The sequence below is a fragment of the Hyphomonas sp. genome, from assembly GCF_018402285.1.
In the GTDB taxonomy this organism is placed as follows: domain Bacteria; phylum Pseudomonadota; class Alphaproteobacteria; order Caulobacterales; family Hyphomonadaceae; genus Hyphomonas.
The window spans coordinates 1,030,913-1,053,151 of sequence record NZ_JAGYJH010000003.1 but is presented as its reverse complement, the minus strand read 5'-3'; the positions used below and the strand labels follow the sequence as shown (position 1 = coordinate 1,053,151).

The window sequence follows — 22,239 nt, the reverse complement described above, 5'->3', positions numbered from 1 at the left end:
CTTTACCGGCTATAGCCTCCCTATTCTTCTGCCCTGGCAGCAGCCGGATCGAGGATGACGGCCGGAACCGGCGGAAGGTCGCATATATTGAGTTCGCCCCGGGCTTCCAGCGCTGCGCGGAAGGCATCGGTGTCGGTGCGCAGGACATAGGCTTTCGGACGCTCCGCCTCCGGAAGGTCTGCGGCGATCCTTGCCGCGGAGAGGATATCGGGGTCGGTGACCGAGCCATTGGCCTCGCGCGCGCCGGACTTGATCGACAAGACGACATCCTGCCCGCCGATGACACGGCCCCATGCCGTATACTGGCGGTCCAGATGGGGCGAGTATCCGCGCATCAGGAAGAACTGGCCATTGGCAGAGTTTGGATCGTCGGTGCGCGCTGTGGAAACGACGCTGGCGCAATGGGGAATGGAGCTTTCCACCAGTCCGTCCACCGACATTTCGGCAAAGAAGGAGGGCTGGGTCTGGATCGGGAAACCGTGATAATAGCCATGCTTGGCGCTGTCGTCCGGCCCGATGGGGGCCTCCAGCGGCATCTGTGCGACATCACGCCGGAAGGTGAACTCACCCGCAACATTCGGCTCGCCGGACTCGCGGCCCTTGAGGGCGAAGATATCCCCCCCCTGGGCCATGAAATCATCGATGACGCGGTGAAAGCTCGTGCCGTCATAGTCGCCCGAGCGGACGATGGCCGTGAAATGGGCAAAATGATTGGGCGCCACATCCGGGAAGGCCTCGATCAGAATACGGCCTTTTGTGGTGTCGAAGATGAACAGTCGGTCTGCCTCGACCGCGCGCCAGTCATCGGGATTTGCAGCCGCGTCATCAGCCGCTTCAAACGACCAGGCATCCTGGACCGTATCGGCGCACGCCGGCAGGAGCAGCCCCGCCATTGCCACCGCCGCTGCAAAGCCACGTATCTTCATTGTTTGTACTTCTCCAGCAGAGCCTTTTTCACCGACGGGGTTACGAACGGCGTGATATCACCGCCGAGGCTCGCGATTTCCTTGACCAGCCGCGAAGCCACCGCCTGGTGACGAACATCGGCCATAAGGAAGATGGTTTCAATGTCGGGATTCAGTTGCTCGTTCATCGCGGTCATCTGGAACTCGTATTCAAAGTCCTGGACCGCGCGCAGGCCGCGCACGATGATGTTAGCGTTACACTTCTCAGCAAAGTGCATCAGCAGGCCCCGCATCGGCAGGATCTTGATCTCGGCCATGCCCGGTCCTTTGAGGTTGGCGCATTCATGCTCGACCATGGCCACGCGCTCATCCAGGCTGAACAGCGGTTTTTTGGCCTCATTGATGGCCACACCGATGATCAGCGTGTCGACGAGCTTTGCCGCCCTGCCGAAAATGTCGATGTGACCGGCTGTCGGCGGATCAAAAGTGCCGGGATAAAGGCCAATACGATGCACGGGGGCGCCTCCTCTCAAAACCAGGTTGAGAGCCTGTTACGCCAGCGCAGCATCAACCCTCAGAAGTATCCATACCGCCTTCGCCGTCATCGACAAGCCGCGCCGCAGAGACAACCCTTTCGCCATCCCCCGTGCGCAGCACCCAGACCCCGCCCGTGGAGCGGCCCGCAATGCGGATCTGGTCGACCGGCGTGCGGATCAGCTGGCCGCCATCGGTGACCAGCATAACCTCGTCGCCATCGCCGACCGGGAAGGACTGGGCGACCTTCTTGACCGGCCCGCCTTTCTTGTCGCGGCCCCAGATATTCTGGGCGACAAGGCCCTTTCCGCCGCGTCCGGTGACCCGGTAGTCGTAGGCCGACGAGCGCTTGCCCATGCCGTCATCGGCGACGGTGAAGATGAATTCCTCGGCGGCGCCAAGCTCGGCAATCCGCTCGGCCGAGAGGGCGGCCTCGGCGACGGCTTCTTCCTCGTCGTCGGAGATTTCCTCTTCCTCGCCAGTGACCGCGCGGCGCATGGCCGCAGCGTGTTTCAGGTAGGCGCGCGCTTCTTCGGACGTGACGCCCATATGGCGAAGGATGCCCATCGAGATCACTTCATCCGACGTGGCAAGGCGGATGCCCCGCACGCCGGTGGAATCGCGGCCGGCAAAGACGCGCACATCGGTCACTTCAAACCGGATGGCCTGTCCGAGCGCTGTGGTCAGCAGCACATCATCCTTCTCCGAACAGAGCTGGACCGAGACGATGCCATCTCCTTCATCGAGCTTCATGGCGATCTTGCCGGCGCGGTTGACGCGCGTGAAATCTGCCAGCCGGTTGCGGCGGACATTGCCAGAGCGTGTGGCGAACATGACGTCCAGATGTTCGGCCGCCTCTTCGCTGTCAGGCAGCGGCATGACGCTTTCGATGCGCTCATCAGCAGCCAGCGGGAAGATGTTGACCAGCGCCTTGCCGCGCGAGGTTGGCCCGCCGATCGGAAGGCGCCACACCTTCTCCTTGTAGACCATGCCGGCCGAGGAGAAGAACAGGATTTCCGTATGCGTCGTTGCCGAGAAAACGCGGACGATGAAATCCTCATCCTTCATCGACATGCCCGAGCGGCCCTTGCCGCCCCTGTTCTGCGTACGGTAGGTCGAGAGCGGTGTGCGCTTGACATAGCCGCCATGGGTCACTGTCACGACCATGTCTTCGACCTCGATGAGGTCTTCGTCTTCCATGTCGACACCGCCATCGACAAATTGCGAGCGGCGCGGCACGGCGAACTTTTCCTTCACCTCGGCAAGTTCGGCCTTGATGATGCCGAGGATGCGCGGGCGCGAGCGCAGGATTTCGAGATATTCGGCGATCTTGTCGGCCAGACCCCGGGCTTCATTGCCGATTTCATCGCGGCCAAGGCCGGTGAGTCGGTGGAGCGGGAGGTTCAGGATTGAGCGGGCCTGCTCGTCTGAGAGATAGATCGTGCCTTCTTCGGAGCCGCGGCGGGTGCGGCGGTCTGCGATCAGGTCGATCAGCGGGCCCATGTCCTGCTGCGGCCAGGCCTTGTCGAGCAGGCGCTGGCGCGCCGTCGCCGGATCGGGCGAGGTGCGGATGAGGCGGATGACTTCGTCGATGTTGGCGACGGCGAGGGCGAGACCGACGAGGACGTGGGCGCGGTCACGCGCCTTGCCGAGGTCGTGCTTGGTACGCCGGACGATCACTTCCTCACGGAAGGTGATAAAGCATTCGAGCACCTTGCGCAGGTTCATCAGTTCGGGACGCCCGCCATTGAGGGCGAGCATGTTGACGGCAAAAGAGCTCTGCAGCTGGCTGAAGCGGTAAAGCTGATTGAGCACCACGTCTGCGCTGGCGTCGCGCTTCAATTCGATGACAACGCGGATGCCGTTGCGGTCTGACTCGTCGCGCAGGTCCGAGATGCCCTCGATCTTCTTTTCACGGACGAGTTCGGCGATCTTGGTGATCATCGCCGCCTTGTTCACCTGATAGGGAATCTCGCTGACGATGATCGCCTGGCGGCCATTCTTGGCTTCCTCGATCTCGGTCTTCGAGCGCATGATGACGCTGCCCCGGCCGGTCATCAGCGCCTTGCGGCTGCCCGACTGACCCATGATCAGGGCGCCGGTAGGAAAGTCCGGCCCCGGAACGATTTCGCACAGGGCTTCATCGGTGATCGCCGGGTCTTCGATCATGGCCAGGGTGGCGTCAATGATCTCGCCGAGATTGTGGGGCGGGATGTTGGTGGCCATGCCGACCGCGATACCGCCGCCGCCATTGACCAGCAGGTTGGGGAACTGGGCGGGCAGGACGACAGGCTCTTTTTCCTTGCCGTCATAATTGTCCTGGAAGTCCACCGTGTCCTTGTCGAGATCGGCCAGGAGGTGGGTGGTGACCTTGGTCATCCGGCTTTCGGTGTAACGCATGGCGGCCGGGGGATCGTTGTCGATCGAGCCGAAATTGCCCTGACCATCAACCAGTGGCACGCCCATCGAGAAGGGCTGGGCCATGCGCACGAGGGCGTCATAGACCGCCGAGTCGCCATGGGGGTGATACTTACCGATCACGTCCCCGACGATACGGGCCGATTTGGAATAGGGCTTGTCGGGCGTATTGCCACCTTCGTTCATCGCAAACAGGATGCGGCGGTGAACCGGCTTCAGGCCGTCGCGCACATCCGGCAGGGCGCGGCTGACGATCACGCTCATCGCATAGTCGAGATACGAAGACTTCAGCTCCGACTCGATCGAAATCCCTTCGATGCCGTCCTGCGGCGGGGGCTTGCCCGCGCCATTTTCCGGGGTTTCCGGCTCGTCCGGAGGGGTGGTCGGATCGCTCATGGAAAGGCCTTCTGCAGTCTTGGGTCTGTGTTCAGGACGGGGACGTCCGAATCGCCACTTTTGCTGGATAACAGACTAGCAGCCGCGCCTTCCCGGGGCTACCGTCCAGGTGCCTTTATTTGCAGTGATTTCCGGGCTTTCCGGCAGTTTTCTGCGCCCTCTGCTGAGGAGTATATCATGCTGGAATCATTGAAGTTTCGCCTCTCGAGACGGCAAACTATGCTCGGCCTCGGGGCCGCCCTTGCGGCAACCGCCTGCAAGGGGGCCGACGGCGCTGTTGCGCAGGGCGCAGAGAGCCTGCCGGCGGGCTGGTCGATGGGCGAGGCCCTGCCCTTCCCGGTGCAGGAGATTTACCCCTGCCTGCATGAGGGGGCGATCCATCTGGCGGGTGGGTTTGTGGCCGAGAATGGCCAGATCACCGGACCGACCGATGCCCACCATGCCTGGCGGGATGACGGGCTGGGCTGGCGGGCGCAGGCCCCCCTGCCGGTGGCGCGGCACCATCCGCACCTGGTGAGCTTTGGCGGGCAGCTGCACACCTTTGGTGGCTACCAGTCTTCGGCGCCAGACCGGATCTGGGAAAGCCAGGGCACCGGATGGCGCCTCAACCCGGCCGCCGGGCGATGGGAGACCGCGCCGGCGCTGCCCAGGCCCTGCGCGGAGGCGGTGCTGCTGACCGATGCCAGCGGGGCGCTGCACCTGATGGGCGGGCGATCGCCGGCCGGAGAGGCGAATGCTGCCTGGAGCGACCAGACCGACCAGGCGCATCATTTCGTGCTGACCGGGATTGATGGCCGATGGGAAAAGGCTGCGCCCTGCCTGAGCGCGCGCAACAGTGCGGCGGGGGCGGCAATTGGCGGCAACCTGCATGTGGTGGGCGGACGCAGCGTGGCGGGCGGGAATACCGCGGCGCATGAAGTCTATGATGCGGCCGAAGCCCGGTGGCGCCAGGCCGCGCCAATGCCTCAGGCACAGGGCGGGCTGGCAGCAGCGGCGCTGGGCGGCAAGCTCTATGCGTTTGGCGGAGAGTTCTTCGACAATGGCGGCGGGGTGTATCCGCAGGCTTGGATCTATGATCCGGCGTCCGATGCCTGGGCAGCAATTGCGCCCATGCCCCATCCCCGCCACGGCCTGGGCGCGGTGACGCTGGACGGGGCCATTCATGTCATTGGCGGGGCGCTGAAAGCCGGCGGCGTGGAGACGAGCGCGCGGGTGGAAATTTACCGGCCCTGATCAGGCAGGGCGCCAATCGAGCGCAAGGCGCGTTCCACTGCGGCGCGGCGTTTGGGGGCCTCTTCCATGCCGCCGGGCATGTCCATGTTGAGGGCGAAGGCGTAGGTGCCGGGCGCGTCTCCGGCCGATTGTTCGACCCAGCCGACAAACCAGCCGATGTCGGTCTGACCCTCGACGCTTTTCCAGCCGGTCTTGCCATAGAGGGTCCAGCCGTCACCGCGATCGAGCTCCATGATCGGCACGGCGATCTCATAGCTGCGCGCCGAGAGCGGCAGGGTGCGGTGGGCCAGGCGGGCGAGGAACTCGACCTGCTCGGTGGCTGAAATGGCGAGCGGGCCGTCCAGCCAGTAGCGGGTGATGCTTTCGGGCCCGCCAATCTCGGCATTGCCATAGCCGAAGGCGGCAAGCTCTTCGGTCAGGCGCGCGGCGCCGATGCGGGGGACGACGATCTGGTAGATCCAGACAGTCGAGCGCCCGAAGGCCTCACCGAAAGTCTGGTCTTCATTCCAGCTGTCGACGAAGCGTTTCTGGCCATCCCACTCGAACAGCTCGCCGGGCCCGGTCACGGCGCCGGTTTCCAGCGCCAGAAGGGTATGCGGGATTTTGGACGTTGAGGCGGGCGTAAAGCGCTCACGGATGCGCGCGCCACCGCTCGCCCAGACCTTTTCGTCCTCGAGACGAAAGATCACCAGCGCCGAACTGGCCGGACTGACGCCCTCTTCCAGCAAGGCCTGTTCAAGCGGGTTTTTCTCCGGCGCCGGGGCGCAACAGACCGGCGTGGCGCAGGCCGTCATCAGGGCGGCGGCCAGCATCAGGAGGCCGGCCCGCAGGCCCGTCCATCGAGATGCAACCGCTGCCCTCATGCCACCGGCCCTAGAACGGGATCTCGTCGTCGAGATCCTGGCTGAAGCTCTCTTTCGGGCCACTCATCTGCTGGCGCCCACCGCCACTGCCGCCGGAATAGCCGGTCTCACGGCCACCGCCGCCCGCACCGGCGCCGCCGCCTTCGCCGCGACCATCGAGCATCACCAGCGTGGCATCAAAGCCCTGCAGGACGATCTCGGTCGTGTAGCGGTCGTTGCCGTCCTTGTCCTGCCATTTGCGGGTCTGCAGCTTGCCCTCAAGATAAACCTTCGAGCCTTTCTTGAGATAGTTCTGGGCGACCTTGACGAGGCCTTCGGAGAAGATCGCAACCGCGTGCCATTCGGTCTTTTCCTTGCGCTCGCCCGAAGCCTTGTCGCGCCAGGTTTCAGAAGTTGCGATCCGCAGGTTGCAAACCTGCCCGCCATTCTGGAACTGCTTCACCTCAGGGTCTGCCCCGAGATTGCCCACGAGAATGACCTTGTTTACCGATCCCGCCATGTGGGGCCTCCGCGCTGAAATACTGTTTCGAGTCCGATTCGAGTTGTTCTACTCTTCCCGGGCCCCCTGTCGCCTCATCGGGAGGAAATTCCACCGTCCCGCCTGCCCTAAAAGCAGTCGCACCCAAATGTTCATACTTTGTTCTTGTCGTCAATGCAGACTCGCGCCACAGATTAAGGACGACTTTCCCGCGCATTTTTTGATGAGACAAGCTTATGCCCGATATGCTCACCGTGATCCTTTTTGCTGCCATCATATTCCTGTCTGCCGTCTGGATCGTTATTCTGCGGCGAGCGTTGTCCAACAAGACCGCCGTTGACTCCGTGTTCTTAGGCCGCAAACCACCCAAACAGCCCTAACAGGCGCCACCCCAAACCGTCCTCCCGAGAAAGTCCGCCTTCCCATGGCCGAATCCCCCTTCATCCGCGTGCGCGGCGCCAAGGAACACAATCTCAAGAACATCGACGTGGACATCCCGCGCGGCGAGCTTGTGGTGATGACGGGCCTGTCCGGCTCGGGCAAATCCTCCCTCGCCTTCGACACGATCTATGCCGAAGGCCAGCGGCGCTATGTGGAGTCCCTCTCGGCCTATGCGCGCCAGTTCCTGGAGCTGATGCAGAAGCCGGACGTGGAGAGCATCGAGGGCCTCTCCCCAGCCATCTCGATCGAGCAGAAGACGACGAGCCGCAACCCGCGCTCGACCGTCGGCACGGTCACCGAGATTTATGACTATATGCGCCTCCTCTGGGCGCGGGCGGGCATCCCCTATTCGCCCGCCACCGGCCTGCCGATCGAAAGCCAGACGGTCAGCCAGATGGTCGACCGGACGATGGAGCTGGAAGACGGCACGCGGCTTTACCTGCTCGCGCCCATGGTGCGCGGGCGGAAGGGCGAGTTCCGCAAGGAATTTGCCGAGCTGCTGAAGAACGGCTTTCAGCGTGTCAAGGTGAACGGCGAATTCCACGAACTGGAAGACCCGCCCAAGCTCGACAAGAAATTCAAGCATGACATCGATGTCGTGGTCGACCGCGTGGTCGTCCGTGCCGGGATGGAACAGCGCCTTGCGGAAAGCTTCGAGACGGCGCTGGGCCTGGCACAAGGCATCGCCGTGGGCGAATATGCCGATATCGCGCCGGGCGAGACCGAGCCGAAGCGAATTACCTTCAGCGCAAATTTTGCCTGCCCCGTCTCCGGCTTCTCGATCCCGGAAATCGAGCCGCGCCTCTTCTCGTTCAACAACCCCTTCGGCGCCTGCCCCTCCTGCGACGGGCTTGGCGAACAGCTGAAGATCGACCCGGCTCTGATTGTTCCGGACAAGGATCTTGACCTCCTGAATGGCGCGATTGCGCCCTGGGCGAAATCCACCTCTCCCTACCAGACCCAGACGCTGCAGGCGCTCTCGACCCATTACCGCTTTGACCTTTCCAGGCCCTGGAACAAGCTGCCGGAAAAGGTGCAGGACATTATCCTCCATGGCACCGGGGACGAGGAAATCCAGTTCGTCTATGATGACGGCATGCGCAGCTACAAGGTCAAGAAGACCTTCGAGGGCGTGATCCCCAATCTCGACCGGCGCTACCGCGAAACCGACTCAGCCTGGGTGCGCGAGGAAATTGCGCGCTTCCAGTCGGCCGCGCCCTGCCCGGCCTGCGGCGGCAAACGCCTGAAGCCCCAGGCGCTGGCGGTAAAGATTGCCGGGCTGGATATCTCCGAGGCCGGAGAATTTTCCATCCGCAAGGCGGGCGACTGGTTTGGCAAGGTGCACAAGGCGCTGACCAAACAGCAGAACGAGATTGCCAGCCGCATCCTGAAGGAAATCAACGACCGGCTGATCTTCCTCAATGATGTGGGCCTCGATTATCTCACGCTCAATCGCGGATCGGGCACGCTGTCGGGCGGGGAAAGCCAGCGTATCCGGCTTGCCAGCCAGATCGGCTCTGGCCTGACGGGCGTGCTCTATGTGCTGGATGAGCCCTCCATCGGCCTCCACCAGAGGGACAATGAACGCCTTCTGGAAACGCTGAAGCGCCTGCGCGACCTTGGCAACTCAGTCATCGTGGTCGAGCATGACGAGGACGCGATCCTTATGGCAGACCATGTGATCGACATGGGCCCGGCCGCCGGCGTACATGGCGGGGAGATCATCGCGTCGGGCACGCCCGAAGAGGTAATGAAAAACCCGAAAAGTCTGACGGCGGATTATCTCAACGGCACACGCGAAATTGCGATCCCCAAGCGCCGCCCGGTGGTGAAGGCCTCGCGCCGCATCACGCTGAAGGGCGCGACCGGGAATAATCTCAAGAACGTCACCGCCTCGATCCCGCTCGCCACGTTCACGGCGATCACGGGCGTCTCGGGCGGGGGCAAGTCCACGCTGATCATCGAGACGCTCTACAAGGCACTGGCGCGCAAGCTCAACGGCGCGTCGGATGCCCCGTCCCCCTATGAGAGCCTGGAGGGCCTGCAGCATCTCGACAAGGTGATCGATATCGACCAGTCGCCCATCGGGCGCACGCCGCGCTCGAACCCGGCGACCTATACCGGCGCCTTCGGGCCGATCCGTGACTGGTTTGCCGGCCTGCCAGAGTCCAAGGCGCGCGGATATCAGCCTGGCCGGTTCAGTTTCAACGTGAAGGGCGGGCGCTGCGAGGCTTGCCAGGGCGACGGCGTCATCAAGATCGAGATGCACTTCCTGCCGGACGTGTACGTCACCTGCGAGACCTGCAAGGGCAAACGCTACAATCGCGAGACACTCGACGTACTCTTCAAGGGCAAGTCGATTGCCGATGTGCTCGACATGACGGTGGAAGACGCAGCGAAGTTTTTCTCGGCGATGCCGGCGATCTTCTCAAAGCTTGATACGCTGAACCAGGTGGGCCTTGGCTATATCAAGGTTGGCCAGCAGGCGACGACCCTGTCAGGCGGGGAGGCCCAGCGCGTCAAGCTCGCCAAGGAACTCTCCAAGCGGGCAACGGGCCGTACACTGTATATCCTGGACGAGCCGACGACCGGCCTGCATTTCGAGGATGTGAAGAAGCTTCTGGAAGTGCTGCATGAACTGGTGGACGCGGGTAACACCGTGGTCGTCATCGAGCACAATCTTGACGTGGTGAAGACCGCCGACTGGGTGCTCGATCTTGGCCCCGAGGGCGGGGATGGCGGCGGGAAACTGGTGGCAGAAGGCACACCGGAAGACATTGCCGCGATCACCGAAAGCTGGACGGGCAAATTCCTCGCCGAGACGTTCCGCCGCCAGGACGAACGCCGCGCGGCCCGCAACAAGCGGGAGAGGGCCGCCGCCAAGGCCAAGGCGGATACGCCCGCCCCGCCGGAGAAGGCCAGGAAGCCTGCGAAGAAAACCCGGGCCGGCGCAGGCGCAAAGTAAGCCCCGCGCGGGCCTGCTGCGCTCAGGAGAAGATGTCGACGCGCTCTGTTTCGCCAAGGTCGTTGCGCGGATCGTGACGGGCGGCGAGCGATGCCGGCGCGCCGACGAAATGCTGGGTGAGCCCCTGCACGAACAGCAGGACGAAATAGATCAGCGCCATCGGGATGAGGAAGGCGGGCGAGAGGAAGATCGCGGCGACCTCATCGCCGGTCACCTCGCCGCTGGGCAGGTTCATCATCAGCGGCATCATCACAAGCTGTGCCAGCATCGACACCATCTGCGACGCCACGCTGACGACGATCAGGATGATGACATAGGCCCCGAGGATCGGCCAGAAGCGGCCCCGCGAAACGGTCCAGGCATCAAAGAAGCGGATTTCCCGCGCCTTCACCGTCAGCCCGAAACAGGGCGACAGGCGCGTGGCGACGAAGACATAAACGAAAAACAGCAGGAACATCAGCCCGAACCCGCCGAAGAACGGCCCGAGGAACTGCCGGGCGGTTTCGTCATCCATCGGACCATTGAGGTCTGACGCGATGAGCACGCCAAAGGCGCTGACCATCAGGAGAAGCGGGAGGGCAAAGATGGCAAGGCTCATCAGGCCCCAGAGCAGGCCGACGATCATCATGCGCAGCTCATCCCCGCCAAAACCGAGCGAAAACTTCTCGCCGAACAGGTAGCGCTTCTGGGAGGCCACCTCGAACATCGCCCAGACAACCCAGCCGAGGACCGACACGACCAGCAGCAGCGGGATCAGGGTGCCGAGCCCGCCAAAGATCACGCCAAACACCTCGTCCGGCGCCGGATTGGGGTCGTTCTCGAGCGCCTGCAGGGTGAGGAACCAGTCGGCCGCCGTTCGCCAGCCAAGCAGGCCGACCGCCGTGAACAGTGCGACATAAATGCCGGCATAGGAGAGCCCGAAGATCCACGGGAAACTGCCAAAATGCGGCGCCTTGAAGGGGTAGGTCAGCGCGCGATCAAATGAAAACCCGTTGGGCATGGCATGTCTCCCGGTCAGCCTGCCCGGGAGAGTACGCCTGAATCGCGGGCGGCATCAATCGCCTCAGGCGGGGGGCGGGGCTGAGGTTTCGGCGGGCTTCAGCTTTTCCCAGGCTGCCGCCGCGAGGCCATGGCCTGCCAGCAGGAAGGGGGCAAACACAATCACGCCAGCCGCACCGCTGATGAAATGGCCTGAAGCGGTATCGGGCAAGGCGCGGTGAAGGGCGCCGTTGACGGCAACGCCCAGAGCAAAGGGCAAGATATGCGTGGCAAGGCTCGCCGCGCCGAGCGGCGACAGCTGGCCTTTGGTGAGGCCCCATGTGCGGAAAACATGCGCCTGGCCGGTGGCCGCCGTCGCCGCGCCATAGAGCGTGAGGCGCAGGGCGATCCAGCCCAGGAGGCTTGCCCCGGCAAGGCAGCAGACAATGAACACCGCGCCAAAGGGCGTTGCCAGCATGGCGAGGAAGGCTTCCTGTGCGATGGCGGGATCGGTGTCCTTGTCGAGCTGATACTGCCCGGCCTCCTGCATCAGGATGCCCGGCAGCAGCATCAGGAAAAACACGACGAAAAAGCCGATGAACAGGAAGGCGCCATAGACTGCCAGATTGGCATGGGCGAGGGGCAGGAAGGGCGCCCTGGCGCCCGGGATCAGGGCGCCATAGCTGCGCCGGGAGAGGCCGACACCGGCCAGAAACGCCAGGATGGCCGCCCCGAGCGGCACCCAGAAACCGGTGTCCGACCGCAGCGCCGCCCCATAAAGACCCGCCGCAAAGGCAAACAGGATCAGCCAGAGCGCAGCCGGCTTCAGAGCGGCCAGCGCCCCCGTCCAGGCAGCGGTGATCAGCGGGAAAACAGCAAGGCGCGGTGTCATCTCGTCGGCTCTTCTCATCTGAGGGCACACCTAGTGCCTCTCCCCCGGCCCGGCAAACGCTATCTTGACGCGCCGCGGCGGCGGCCTCATGTCCGCCTGATGACCCTGAAACCCATCCATGTAATCGGCGGCGGCATGGCCGGCTCCGAAGCGGCCTGGCAGATCGCCTCTGCCGGTGTCCCCGTTATCCTGCACGAAATGCGCGGGACACGCGGAACAGACGCCCACCAGACCGACAAGCTCGCCGAACTCGTCTGCTCCAACTCCTTCCGCTCGGACGACCATACCGGCAACGCCGTCGGCGTGATCCATGAGGAAATGCGCCGCGCGAACGGGATCATCATCACCACCGCGAAGGACCATCAGGTGCCCGCCGGCAGCGCGCTGGCGGTAGACCGCGAAGGCTTCTCAGAGGCGGTGACCGCCAAGCTGGAGGCCCACCCGCTGGTGACGATCGTGCGCGAGGAAATCGCGGGCCTTCCGCCCGAAGACTGGGACAGCGTGATCGTCGCCACCGGGCCGCTGACCTCCATTGCGCTTGCTGAAGCGATCCGCGCCCATACCGGCGAGACCGACCTTGCCTTCTTTGATGCCATCGCGCCGATCGTCTATTTCGACTCCATCGATATGGACAAAGCCTGGCGCCAGAGCCGGTATGACAAGGCGGGCCCGGGCGGCGATACAGCCGCATATATAAACTGTCCGATGACGGAAGAGCAGTATAACGCCTTCCTCGATGCCCTGCTCGCTGCGCCGAAGACCGAGTTCCGCGACTGGGAAAAGGACACGCCTTATTTTGAAGGCTGCCTGCCCATCGAAGTGATGGCCGAGCGCGGGCGCGAGACGCTGCGCTTTGGGCCGATGAAGCCGGTGGGCCTCACCAACCCGCACAACCCGACCGTCAAGGCGCATGCCATTGTCCAGCTGCGCCAGGACAACGCGCTCGGCACGCTCTGGAACATGGTCGGCTTCCAGACGAAGCTGAAATATGCAGCGCAGACGGACATTTTCCGGATGATCCCGGGCCTGGAAAAGGCCGAGTTTGCGCGCCTCGGCGGCATCCACCGCAACACGTTCCTCAACTCGCCCAAACTGCTGGACCGGCAGCTGCGCATGAAGACGATGCCGCGCCTGCGCTTTGCCGGCCAGGTAACGGGCGTGGAAGGCTATGTCGAAAGCGCGGCGATGGGGCTGCTCGCCGGCCGACTTGCCGCCGCTGAACGTCTCGGACAGAAACTGGAACCGCCGCCGCCGACCACGGCCATCGGGGCGCTCGTCAACCACATCACCGGCGGCCACCTCGGCGAAAAGCAGACCTTCCAGCCGATGAACGTGAACTTTGGCCTGTTCCCCGATATCGAGGAATATGAGCGAAAGGGTCCGGACGGTAAACGCCTGCGTGGCAAGGACAAGGGCCGGGCCAAGAAAATGGCGCAGGCCATCCGAGCCCTGAATGATTTTGACGACTGGCTCGCAGGCGAAACGATGGTGGCGGCAGAGTAGGACCGATGGCTGACACGACCCTCTCCCCCATCCCTGCGCTGTTTGCAAACACGCCTTCGAGCGTGAGCTTCAAGAAACTGCGCAAGCGGCTCGTGCGCGGGGCGCTGGAAGTGATCGACACGTATGGCCTGGTGGATCGGCGCGCCATCGAGACAGGCGAGAAGCCGCGCCCGAAATGGCTGGTCTGTCTGTCTGGCGGCAAGGATTCCTACGGCCTGCTCGCCGTACTGCTCGACCTGCAATGGCAGGGCGCGCTGCCGGTCGATCTCATCGCGTGCAATCTCGACCAGGGCCAGCCGGGCTTTCCCAGGCATATCCTGCCAGACTGGCTGACGAAGAACGGCGTCACCCACAAGATCATCACCGAGGACACCTATTCCATCGTGACGGAGAAGGTGCCCGAAGGGCGTACCTATTGCTCGATGTGTTCGCGCTTGCGCCGGGGCATTCTTTACCGCGTGGCGCGGCAGGAAGGCTGCGAGGCCATTGTGCTCGGCCATCACCGGGACGACGCGCTCGCCACCTTCATGATGAACCTCATCCATGGCGGGCGCCTTGCGGCGATGCCAGCCAAGCTCCTGAATGACGAGGGCGACGTGCAGGTGTTCCGCCCCCTGATCACAGCCGCAGAGGACGATCTCGCCAGGTTTGCCGAAGCGATGGAGTTTCCCATTATCCCCTGCAATCTCTGCGGCAGCCAGGACGGGCTTCAACGGGTGGCGATGAACCGCCTGCTCAGCGAATGGGAACAGAAAAAGCCGGGCACACGGCAGGTAATGGCCCGGGCGCTTACAAATGTGCGCCCGAGCCATCTGCATGATCCCCGGATGTTCGACTTTGCCGGGCTGATGCTCGGCGGCAAAGGCGAAGACGACCCGAACGTCCCCTTCTGATCATGCAATTTCCCGAACCGGCGGCCAGGCGATACCGGTCTCCGGGCGATGGGCCGGATAGTCCGGCGCCTCCTTGTATTTCCTGAGCTCATTGCGGGCGATGGCGCGCAGGTGAACCTCGTCCGGCCCGTCCGCCAGACGCAATGTGCGGATGCCCGCATAGAGCTCTGCCAGGCCGAAATCGTCTGTGACCCCTGCGCCGCCATGGGCCTGGATTGCCTCGTCGATGACCTTCAGCGCCGCGCGCGGAGCGGCCACCTTGATCATGGCGATTTCATTGGCCGCGCCCTTGTTTCCGACTGTGTCCATCATATAAGCCGCTTTCAGCGTCAGCAGGCGCGTCATCTCTATGTCGAGGCGGGCTTCCCCGATCCTCTGCTCCCAGATGGATTGCTGGTAAAGCGCCTTGCCGAACGCCTCGCGCGTCAGCACGCGGCGGGAGAGCTTCTCCAGGGCAACTTCGGCCGCGCCGATGGTTCGCATGCAATGGTGGATGCGGCCGGGCCCAAGGCGGCCCTGCGCGATCTCAAAGCCGCGCCCTTCACCGAGGATCAGGTTGGAAACCGGAACCCGCACATGCTCCAGCAGAACTTCGGCATGGCCATGCGGGCTGTCATCATATCCGAACACGGGCAGCATACGGAGTATCTTCATCCCCGGCGCGTCCATCGGCACGAGGATCTGGCTCTGCTGACGGTGGCGCTCGGCGCCCGCATCTGTCTTGCCCATCACGATGGCAACCTTGCAGCGTGGATCCCCTACGCCGGAGGACCACCATTTGCGGCCATTGATCACATATTCATCGCCCTCGCGGACAATTGTTGTCTCTATATTGGTAGCGTCGGAAGAGGCCACCAGCGGCTCGGTCATCAGGAAGGCAGAGCGGATTTCCCCGCGCAGCAGTGGCCCGAGCCAGCGCTCCTTCTGCAGCGGCGAACCATACCGGTGGAGCACTTCCATATTGCCGGTATCGGGCGCCGAGCAATTGAAGACTTCAGAGGCAAACCCCACCCGCCCCATGATTTCGGAAAGTGGGGCATATTCGGCATTGGTAAGTCCCGCGCCGCGATAGGGGCCGTCATCGTGATCGCTGCTCGGCGGAAGGAACAGGTTCCACAGGCCTTCGGCCCTGGCCCTTTCCTTAAGGCGCTCCAGCACGGGATTGACGCCCCACCGATCCTTGGCGTGATGAGCCTTGTATTGGGCCACTGCCGGATGGACATGCGCGTCCATGAACTGGGTCACGCGGGCCATGTAGTCCTGCGTTTTCTGGCTGTACTCGAATTGCATCTCGCCGGTTCCCTTATCTCGCTCGGGGAACCCTGCGCCGCGCTTGCTATTGCCGGAATAGGGACTATTGCGGAGTCACCCCGCGGCAATCGGCAGGTTCACTCTTCGCGACCGGGCACCAACGCCGTCGTCAATCCCGTCGTCTGGGAAATCCAGTCCGCATACGCACTGACACGCATATAGACGCCGGGGCTGTCTGGCCGGGCGCAGCCAACGCCCCAGCTGACAATACCGGTCTGCACAGGTGCCTCGCCCGGGGTCCGGCGCACAATCGGCCCGCCGCTGTCGCCCTGGCAGGCGTCAATGCCGCCCTCTCCGGCACAGAACTGGGTGGCAGCATCAAGTGCCGCCTCCGCATAGACTTCGGAAAGTCCCCATTCGGCGATCCGCTCGTCCAGCCGCGCGCGGCAGGTGTCCATCTCGACTTGCGGCACCCAGCCCTCCTGCAGCACAAGGCTTGGCGCGCTGACGCGGCGGCCGGACCGGTTGATCGCCACAGCGTCCTGCGCCCCTTCCCCCAGCCGGCCATAGCCTGCAACTGCCAGGGTTGCCTCTGTCTCGCTTGCGCCGTCATCCTCTGCCAACCCCTCCAGAGCGATGACCGGCCCTCGCCAGCGCCCCAGGATACGGATCAGGGCGACATCATTTCCCGCTTCCGGAAAACCCGCTTCATAGCCGGGATGCACCTTTATCTCGCCGACGGCAAAGACGCTTCCGGCCACCGGATCGCGCAGGTCACCGTTTCCGATCACGAGCCGCAACGGGCCAAAGCGCGTCATCTCGAGGCTTGGCTCATCGACAAAATACTGCACCGCGCGGGCGCCCTCGATGCGCACGCCTTCCAGGCAATGCCCGGCTGTCAGGGCCCATTCAGGCGAAATCATCGTGGCGCCGCAAAGATGGTAGTCATTGCGGCCCGCGACAGCCTGCAGGGAGACCATTCCGGGCCAATCGTCCGGGTTCGCTGTTTGCCCGCCAACGATCTGCGCTGCGGCAGGCAGGCCGGAAAACATCACGGCAACCACGAGAAGGCTTTGGCATTTGCCCATGGCATGTCCCTCAAGGCGCGGAGCATCTGCCCACGGGCCGTGCGCGTCAAGCCTCCAGGCGCCGCATGAGGCGCGGCCAGTAAAGCCCGAGCGCCCCGGCCCGGTAGACATAGCTGAGGAGGAACGCGGCCCAGACCCCGCCATTGCCAAAGGACGGGGCAAGGGCGAGGTCGGTAGCCACATAGGCCGCCATCGCCAGCATCCCGGCATTGCGCACGGCCGGCCCCTGCGTCGTGCCGAGAAACAATCCGTCAAGCTGCCAGGCTGCCACGCCAATAACCGGCACAGCGGCGCACCAGGGCAGATAGGCGAGCGCTGCGTCCCTTGCGGCCGGGTCGAGGATGAAGGCATGAATGACTGCCCCGCCCCCCAGCCAGAACAGAAGGGAAAACAAAACGCCGCAGATGAGCGCCAGCTCGCTTGTCACCCGCATGGCGCCCACAAGCCTTGCCCGGTCGCGCGCGCCATAGGCCGCGCCCGCCTCCTTCTCCGCCACAAAGGCGAAGGCATCGAGTACAAAGGCGGACACGGCGATGAATTGCAGCAATACCTGATTGCCCGCCATCGCCGCGATGCCCTGCTGGGCGCCGGAATTGACGAACCAGGCGAAGCTGAAGAGCAACGCCAGTGTGCGGATCATGATGTCCCGGTTGGCGCTCAGGAGGGCGGCAAGCCTTGCCCGGTCAAACAGCGCCGCGCCGGAGCCAAGGGCAGAGCGCACGATGACAAGGCCGAGGGCCAGCGCGGCCCATTCGGCAATCGCCGTGCCCGCCCCGATGCCCGCCGGTCCCCAGTCGAACACCGCCACGAACAGGAAATCGAGTCCGGCATTGACCGCGTTCATCCCGATCTGCACGGCCAGCAGCGCCCGCGTTCTCCCGGTCCCGATCAGCCAGCCGGTGATCGCAAAGCCCATCAGCGCGGCGGGCGCGCCCCAGATGCGGGCCTGAAAATATGCGGCGGCGTCTGCCTCCACCAGCGCCTCGGCCTGAAACAGGCCGAGCGCAAGGCGCGAGACCAGCGGGAAAGTGATGAGAATGAGCACGCCAATGCCGCCGCCCAGCGCCAGCGCCCGCTTCAGGATGGCATTGGTCTCGGCCGCCTCGCCCGCCCCGTCCGCCTGCGCGGTCAGGCCGGTCGTCGCCATGCGCAGGAAGCCGAACCCCCAATAGAGGACGTTGAAGACAACCGCCGCAAGGCCGACGCCCGCCAGTTCTGCGGCCGTGCCGAAACGGCCCATCACGGCAGTGTCGACAATGCCGGTTGTTGCGGTCGCAACCTGCGCCAGCATGATTGGCCAGGCCAGCGCCAGCGCGCGGGGTCGGGTGAAGACGGCTGCTGTCATGCCCGGCGGGGACTAGCCCCTTTGTGCCCGCAGGGAAACCGCCTCAGTTGCCTGCTTCCAGGGTCAGCGTATAGGGAATGAAGATCTCCAGCTCCAGCGGGCCGGAGGGCTGGGTGATAATGCGGCTTTCAAGCCCCGTCAGGATGACCCTGGAGCGGTTCATCCCGAAGGTCACACGCAGGCCGGAAACTTCCTTCGCGATGTCGCCCACCAGATCGGCCCGGTGCTTGGCGACGTCCCGCGCGCCGATATACTGCGTATCGCCCAGATACGCCTCGGCCCGGCCCTGCGTCTCGATCGCGGCCACAAATTGCTGGGCGCGTTTCATCAGCGCCTCGAAGGACTCCTCCTCCTTCGTGTCGATGCTCAGCGTCAGGGTAAAGCGCCCCGTGCCGGAATAGTCGCTCGAATAGACATCCGTGAACAGAACCGTGTCGATATCCGCCATCGACTGGCCCAGCGTGCCGCCCGCGAGGCTGAAGCCCTGTGTCTTGCCCGCCCTGGCCTTCAGCCGGTCGAACATCGTTTCGAGTTCCTTGCGCCGCTCGGCTGCGTCCCGGGTTGCGCTCTGATAGGTGATGGCCACCATCACGAAATCGGCCGGAATCTGGCGGTAGACAGCCGGCGCGCTGATCCGCGCGCTCTCCTCCACCTGATTGGCGGTGACCATCATCCGCTCCATGCCCTGCGCCGAGGCCGGCAGGGCCGATACCAGAGCGACCGTTGCGGCGGCGAGAACACCAGACATGCGGCGCATCAAAAAACCCTCCCTGTGGATACAGGGAGGGTCTTCTTCTTCCATCAGCCTGTCAATCAGGCGGGAAGATTACTTGCGCCAGATGGCGGCCAGCGCGGGGTCTTCCACCCCGCCTTCATACTTGCGCAGCTCGTTGCGGCCCACAACCATATGGTGGACTTCATCCGGGCCATCCGCGAGGCGCAGCGTGCGCTGGCTGGCATACATCCGGGCGAGCGGGGTCCACTGGGACACGCCGGTTGCGCCATGGATCTGGATCGCGTCGTCGATGATCTTGCAGACGCGCTCGGGCACCATGGCTTTCACCATCGAAATCCAGACGCGGGCTTCCTTGTTGCCCAGCACGTCCATCGCCCTGGCGGCTTTGAGAACCATCATCCGCATCGCTTCAATTTCAATCCGCGCGCGGGAGATGATTTCGGTGTTGCCGCCGAGTTTCGCCAGCTGCCTGCCGAAGGCCTCACGGCTGAGGCCACGGATGCACATCAGATCAAGCGCGCGTTCGGCCTGGCCGATGGAGCGCATGCAGTGGTGGATACGGCCGGGGCCAAGGCGCAGCTGCGAAATCTCGAAACCACGGCCTTCGCCGAGCAGCATGTTATCCTTCGGTACGCGGACGTTCTCGAAGCGCAGATGCATGTGGCCATGCGGCGCGTCGGGCTCACCAAAGACGTGCATCGGGCCGACAATGGTGACGCCCGGATGGGGCAGCGGCACGAGGACCTGGGACTGTTGACGGTTGACATCCGGTCCGTTGTTGGAGCGGCACATCACGATCATGATCTTGCAGCGCGGATCGCCGGCGCCGGATGCATAATACTTCTCGCCGTTCAGCACATACTCATCGCCGTCGAGTTCGCACTTCATCGAGACGTTCTTGGCATCCGAAGACGCCATGTGCGGCTCGGTCATCACATAGGCCGAGCGGATCTTGCCTTCGAGCAGCGGCTTCAGCCACTTCTCCTTCTGGGCCGGCGTGCCGACGCGCTCGAGCACTTCCATGTTGCCGGTGTCAGGCGCCGAGCAGTTCATGGTTTCCGAGGCCATCGGGTTCTTGCCGAGTTCGGCGGCGATATACGCATAGTCGAGGTTCGAGAGGCCTTCGCCGGTTTCTGCGTCGGGCAGGAAGAAGTTCCAGAGGCCCTGCTTCTTGGCTTCGTCCTTGGCCTTCTCCAGGCATTCGAGCTGGCCGGGCGCATAGGTCCAGATATTCGGATTGCCTTCGCCAAGTTTATGGAACTCGACGCTCATCGGGTTCACGGTTTCCTCGATGAACTTCTTCACATGATCGTAAAGCGGGCGGACGCTTTCGGACATGCGCAGGTCGTTGAGCTCGGCATAGGCGTCGGGCGTGTGCTGGGTATCAGGCATGGCTGTGTTTCCTCTCTGGATGGGTGTTTGTCGTCTTCTTCCCTGATGTCAGGGTAACTGAGATGGGGGGGCGCGTGCAAATTCTTTCGCCCCCTCGTGGCGCGCGGGCAAATGCGCTATGGCGCACGCCATGAGCCCGGTGATCGCCCTTGCATTGCTGGTGACGGTTATCGTCACCTCCTTCATTTCGGGCGTATTCGGCATGGCGGGCGGCCTGATCCTGATGGCGGCGCTGACCGCTTTGCTCCCGGTCGCCACCGCCATGGTTGTACACGGCGCAGTGCAGATCGTGTCCAATGGCTACCGCGCGATCCTCTGGCGCAAATTCATCGACTGGAGGATCTTCCGCCGCTACGCGCTCGGCTCGATTGCCGCCATCGCGCTGTTGTTCCTTGTTTCCTGGCGCCCGGAGGCAACCGCAGTCTACATCCTGCTGGCAGCGGCCGCCTTCACCGTCTGGATCCCCAAGGCCTGGATCGACATTGACGTTCAGCGCCCCGGCCAGGCCGAGTTTGCCGGCTTTGCCCTGCAGGCCATGAACACGCTGGCAGGCGTCACCGGCCCGTTGCTCGATATCTTCTTCGCGCGCACCGAGATGGACCGGCGCGCGGTGGTCGCCACCAAGGCCGTCACGCAGGTGCTGGCGCATCTGGTGAAGATCGCCTTCTGGGGCGCCGCCCTTTTCGCCTCGGCCGCAGACAGCCTGCTGCCGCCGCTCTGGTTCTTTGCCGCTGCCCTGCCCCTGTCGATGCTGGGCACCACGCTTGGCGGCAAGTTGCTTGAAAGGATGACCGACATCGATTTCCGCTTCTGGATGCGCTGGCTGGTCACCGCTGTGGGCGTGTTCATGCTGATACGCGCCGCCGGCTGGCTCTAAACCAGCCCCGGCCCACCGCATATACGGCAGGGGGTTCAGGCGCTTGCGCAGGAATGTTGGCATCACTATCCCCTTCTGCGCCTGCCAGGACTATTCGGCTACTTTATTTTATGAAACAATATCATCACTGATAGTGATGATATGCCGGACGCCCGTCATGAACCTGCGCACCCTCGACCTGAACCTCCTGCCTGTGCTGGAAGCGATCCATGCCGAACGCAGTCTCACAAGGGCGAGCGAGATGCTGCACATCACCCAGCCAGCTGTCAGCAACGCCCTCTCCCGCCTGCGCGCCCATTTCGAGGACCCCCTCTTCGTGCGCGACGGAAGGGGCGTTAAGCCAACCGCCATGACCGAGGCGCTGATGCCGGCCGTGCGCGAAGCGCTCGACAAGCTGCGCAATGGCCTTGAGCCGCGCTCCGTGTTCGAACCCTCCCGCTCCACCCGCGTCTTCAACATCTCCAGCCGGGATGCGAGCGCGCACATCCTTGCCCCGCCGATTGCCCGCCATCTGGAGGCAGACGCGCCCGGCATCCGCATCGCCTGGAGCCAGCTCCAGCGCTCGGCCATCGCGGGCGAGCTGGCCTCCGGGCGGCTCGATCTTGCCATCGATGTGCAAGACCTGCGCGGGGCTGACCTTGAACGCGCGCTGCTGACATCAACGCCCTATGTCTGCGTCCTGGCGAAGGATCATCCGTGGGGCAGCGAACCGCTGACGCCGGAACGCTTCTTTGCGCTGCGCCATATCACCGTGTCCAGCCGCCGCGAGGGACGCAGCCTGATCGAGGAAATGGCCCGCGCGCAGGGCCAGCGCATCACGCCCGTCCACCGCCTGCCTCATTACATGCCAGCCCTGGAAGTCGTCCGCTGCACGCAGTTTTCCCTGGTTGCGCCAAGCCCGATTGCCGAAGGCTCAGGCCTCGCCGTCCAGAGCCTGCCCTTCGAATTTCCCGCCCCGGGATCGATGCTCTACTGGCACCGGGAATATGCGCAGGACCCTGCGCTCATCTGGCTGCGCGGCCTGATCCGGACCGTCGCGAAGGCCCTTTGA

General features: G+C 63.8%; 18 protein-coding genes. 6 read left to right on the top strand and 12 right to left on the bottom strand.

Annotation, left to right across the window (positions count from 1 at the left end; all coding sequences use genetic code 11):
• Positions 1–20: 20 nt before the first annotated feature.
• Genes KG722_RS07715 through gyrA form a run of 3 tightly spaced genes read right to left on the bottom strand, consistent with a single transcriptional unit; the run spans position 21 to position 4,253 of the window.
• On the bottom strand, positions 21–926 hold the full coding sequence (locus KG722_RS07715; RefSeq protein WP_213271165.1) for a peptidylprolyl isomerase: 906 nt from the start codon (positions 924–926) through the stop codon (positions 21–23).
• Positions 923–1,420: a pantetheine-phosphate adenylyltransferase gene (coaD, locus tag KG722_RS07710; RefSeq protein WP_213271164.1), complete on the bottom strand. Its 498-nt coding sequence runs from the start codon at positions 1,418–1,420 to the stop codon at positions 923–925. The genes KG722_RS07715 and coaD overlap by 4 nt, the downstream gene beginning before the upstream one ends.
• A 52-nt stretch (positions 1,421–1,472) precedes the next feature.
• Positions 1,473–4,253, bottom strand: a complete 2,781-nt coding sequence (gyrA, locus tag KG722_RS07705) for a DNA gyrase subunit A (protein ID WP_213271163.1) — start codon at positions 4,251–4,253, stop codon at positions 1,473–1,475.
• 177 nt (positions 4,254–4,430) lie between these two features.
• On the opposite strand from gyrA, the gene KG722_RS07700 reads away from it, so the two are divergent.
• Positions 4,431–5,486 (top strand): kelch repeat-containing protein, encoded by a 1,056-nt coding sequence (locus KG722_RS07700; RefSeq protein ID WP_213271162.1) that lies wholly within the window; start codon positions 4,431–4,433, stop codon positions 5,484–5,486.
• Here the strand turns inward: KG722_RS07700 and blaOXA are convergent.
• A complete protein-coding gene (gene blaOXA, locus KG722_RS07695) occupies positions 5,474–6,298 on the bottom strand; it encodes an OXA-1090 family carbapenem-hydrolyzing class D beta-lactamase (protein WP_300998395.1) in 825 nt (274 codons plus the stop codon). The two genes, KG722_RS07700 and blaOXA, sit on opposite strands and share 13 nt — an antisense overlap.
• A 61-nt stretch (positions 6,299–6,359) precedes the next feature.
• A complete protein-coding gene (locus KG722_RS07690; RefSeq protein WP_213271160.1) occupies positions 6,360–6,848 on the bottom strand; it encodes a single-stranded DNA-binding protein in 489 nt (162 codons plus the stop codon).
• Between the two features lie 403 nt (positions 6,849–7,251).
• Between KG722_RS07690 and uvrA the strand changes: the two genes are divergently transcribed.
• Positions 7,252–10,233, top strand: coding sequence for an excinuclease ABC subunit UvrA (uvrA, locus tag KG722_RS07685; RefSeq protein WP_213271159.1), 2,982 nt, complete (start codon positions 7,252–7,254; stop codon positions 10,231–10,233).
• A 22-nt stretch (positions 10,234–10,255) separates the two neighbouring features.
• Here the strand turns inward: uvrA and KG722_RS07680 are convergent, their stop codons facing one another.
• Positions 10,256–11,233: a hypothetical protein gene (locus KG722_RS07680; RefSeq protein WP_213271158.1), complete on the bottom strand. Its 978-nt coding sequence runs from the start codon at positions 11,231–11,233 to the stop codon at positions 10,256–10,258.
• 63 nt (positions 11,234–11,296) lie between these two features.
• The gene (locus tag KG722_RS07675) at positions 11,297–12,103 is read right to left on the bottom strand and encodes a hypothetical protein (protein ID WP_213271157.1); all 807 of its coding nucleotides are present in this window, start codon (positions 12,101–12,103) and stop codon (positions 11,297–11,299) included.
• Between the two features lie 99 nt (positions 12,104–12,202).
• Here KG722_RS07675 and trmFO point away from each other — a divergent pair, with 99 nt between their 5' ends.
• Positions 12,203–13,606, top strand: coding sequence for a methylenetetrahydrofolate--tRNA-(uracil(54)-C(5))-methyltransferase (FADH(2)-oxidizing) TrmFO (trmFO, locus tag KG722_RS07670; RefSeq protein WP_213271156.1), 1,404 nt, complete (start codon positions 12,203–12,205; stop codon positions 13,604–13,606).
• A gap of 5 nt (positions 13,607–13,611) precedes the next feature.
• Positions 13,612–14,499, top strand: a complete 888-nt coding sequence (gene ttcA, locus KG722_RS07665) for a tRNA 2-thiocytidine(32) synthetase TtcA (RefSeq protein ID WP_213271155.1) — start codon at positions 13,612–13,614, stop codon at positions 14,497–14,499.
• Here the strand turns inward: ttcA and KG722_RS07660 are convergent, their stop codons facing one another.
• From KG722_RS07660 to KG722_RS07640, 5 genes are all read right to left on the bottom strand, one after another.
• Positions 14,500–15,789, bottom strand: coding sequence for an acyl-CoA dehydrogenase family protein (locus KG722_RS07660; RefSeq protein WP_213271154.1), 1,290 nt, complete (start codon positions 15,787–15,789; stop codon positions 14,500–14,502).
• 98 nt (positions 15,790–15,887) lie between these two features.
• A complete protein-coding gene (locus KG722_RS07655; protein ID WP_213271153.1) occupies positions 15,888–16,838 on the bottom strand; it encodes a serine protease in 951 nt (316 codons plus the stop codon).
• A 46-nt stretch (positions 16,839–16,884) separates the two neighbouring features.
• The gene (locus KG722_RS07650) at positions 16,885–18,183 is read right to left on the bottom strand and encodes an MATE family efflux transporter (protein WP_213271152.1); all 1,299 of its coding nucleotides are present in this window, start codon (positions 18,181–18,183) and stop codon (positions 16,885–16,887) included.
• Between the two features lie 43 nt (positions 18,184–18,226).
• On the bottom strand, positions 18,227–18,940 hold the full coding sequence (locus KG722_RS07645; RefSeq protein WP_213271151.1) for a hypothetical protein: 714 nt from the start codon (positions 18,938–18,940) through the stop codon (positions 18,227–18,229).
• A gap of 69 nt (positions 18,941–19,009) precedes the next feature.
• The gene (locus tag KG722_RS07640) at positions 19,010–20,311 is read right to left on the bottom strand and encodes an acyl-CoA dehydrogenase family protein (protein WP_213271150.1); all 1,302 of its coding nucleotides are present in this window, start codon (positions 20,309–20,311) and stop codon (positions 19,010–19,012) included.
• A gap of 130 nt (positions 20,312–20,441) precedes the next feature.
• Between KG722_RS07640 and KG722_RS07635 the strand changes: the two genes are divergently transcribed.
• Both KG722_RS07635 and KG722_RS07630 read left to right on the top strand, forming a co-directional pair.
• On the top strand, positions 20,442–21,188 hold the full coding sequence (locus tag KG722_RS07635; RefSeq protein WP_213271149.1) for a sulfite exporter TauE/SafE family protein: 747 nt from the start codon (positions 20,442–20,444) through the stop codon (positions 21,186–21,188).
• A 157-nt stretch (positions 21,189–21,345) separates the two neighbouring features.
• A complete protein-coding gene (locus KG722_RS07630; RefSeq protein ID WP_213271148.1) occupies positions 21,346–22,239 on the top strand; it encodes a LysR family transcriptional regulator in 894 nt (297 codons plus the stop codon).

What these genes read in the sequence shown, in the direction of transcription:
- KG722_RS07630 (WP_213271148.1), top strand. Translation starts at nt 21,346, where the DNA reads ATGAACCTGCGCACCCTCGACCTGAACCTCCTGCCTGTGCTGGAAGCG.
- KG722_RS07645 (WP_213271151.1), bottom strand. Translation starts at nt 18,940, where the DNA reads ATGCGCCGCATGTCTGGTGTTCTCGCCGCCGCAACGGTCGCTCTGGTA.
- trmFO (WP_213271156.1), top strand. Translation starts at nt 12,203, where the DNA reads ATGACCCTGAAACCCATCCATGTAATCGGCGGCGGCATGGCCGGCTCC.
- KG722_RS07680 (WP_213271158.1), bottom strand. Translation starts at nt 11,233, where the DNA reads ATGCCCAACGGGTTTTCATTTGATCGCGCGCTGACCTACCCCTTCAAG.
- KG722_RS07700 (WP_213271162.1), top strand. Translation starts at nt 4,431, where the DNA reads ATGCTGGAATCATTGAAGTTTCGCCTCTCGAGACGGCAAACTATGCTC.
- KG722_RS07635 (WP_213271149.1), top strand. Translation starts at nt 20,442, where the DNA reads ATGAGCCCGGTGATCGCCCTTGCATTGCTGGTGACGGTTATCGTCACC.
- KG722_RS07690 (WP_213271160.1), bottom strand. Translation starts at nt 6,848, where the DNA reads ATGGCGGGATCGGTAAACAAGGTCATTCTCGTGGGCAATCTCGGGGCA.
- KG722_RS07715 (WP_213271165.1), bottom strand. Translation starts at nt 926, where the DNA reads ATGAAGATACGTGGCTTTGCAGCGGCGGTGGCAATGGCGGGGCTGCTC.
- KG722_RS07650 (WP_213271152.1), bottom strand. Translation starts at nt 18,183, where the DNA reads ATGACAGCAGCCGTCTTCACCCGACCCCGCGCGCTGGCGCTGGCCTGG.
- ttcA (WP_213271155.1), top strand. Translation starts at nt 13,612, where the DNA reads ATGGCTGACACGACCCTCTCCCCCATCCCTGCGCTGTTTGCAAACACG.
- KG722_RS07675 (WP_213271157.1), bottom strand. Translation starts at nt 12,103, where the DNA reads ATGACACCGCGCCTTGCTGTTTTCCCGCTGATCACCGCTGCCTGGACG.
- blaOXA (WP_300998395.1), bottom strand. Translation starts at nt 6,298, where the DNA reads ATGCTGGCCGCCGCCCTGATGACGGCCTGCGCCACGCCGGTCTGTTGC.
- uvrA (WP_213271159.1), top strand. Translation starts at nt 7,252, where the DNA reads ATGGCCGAATCCCCCTTCATCCGCGTGCGCGGCGCCAAGGAACACAAT.
- KG722_RS07660 (WP_213271154.1), bottom strand. Translation starts at nt 15,789, where the DNA reads ATGCAATTCGAGTACAGCCAGAAAACGCAGGACTACATGGCCCGCGTG.
- gyrA (WP_213271163.1), bottom strand. Translation starts at nt 4,253, where the DNA reads ATGAGCGATCCGACCACCCCTCCGGACGAGCCGGAAACCCCGGAAAAT.
- KG722_RS07640 (WP_213271150.1), bottom strand. Translation starts at nt 20,311, where the DNA reads ATGCCTGATACCCAGCACACGCCCGACGCCTATGCCGAGCTCAACGAC.
- KG722_RS07655 (WP_213271153.1), bottom strand. Translation starts at nt 16,838, where the DNA reads ATGGGCAAATGCCAAAGCCTTCTCGTGGTTGCCGTGATGTTTTCCGGC.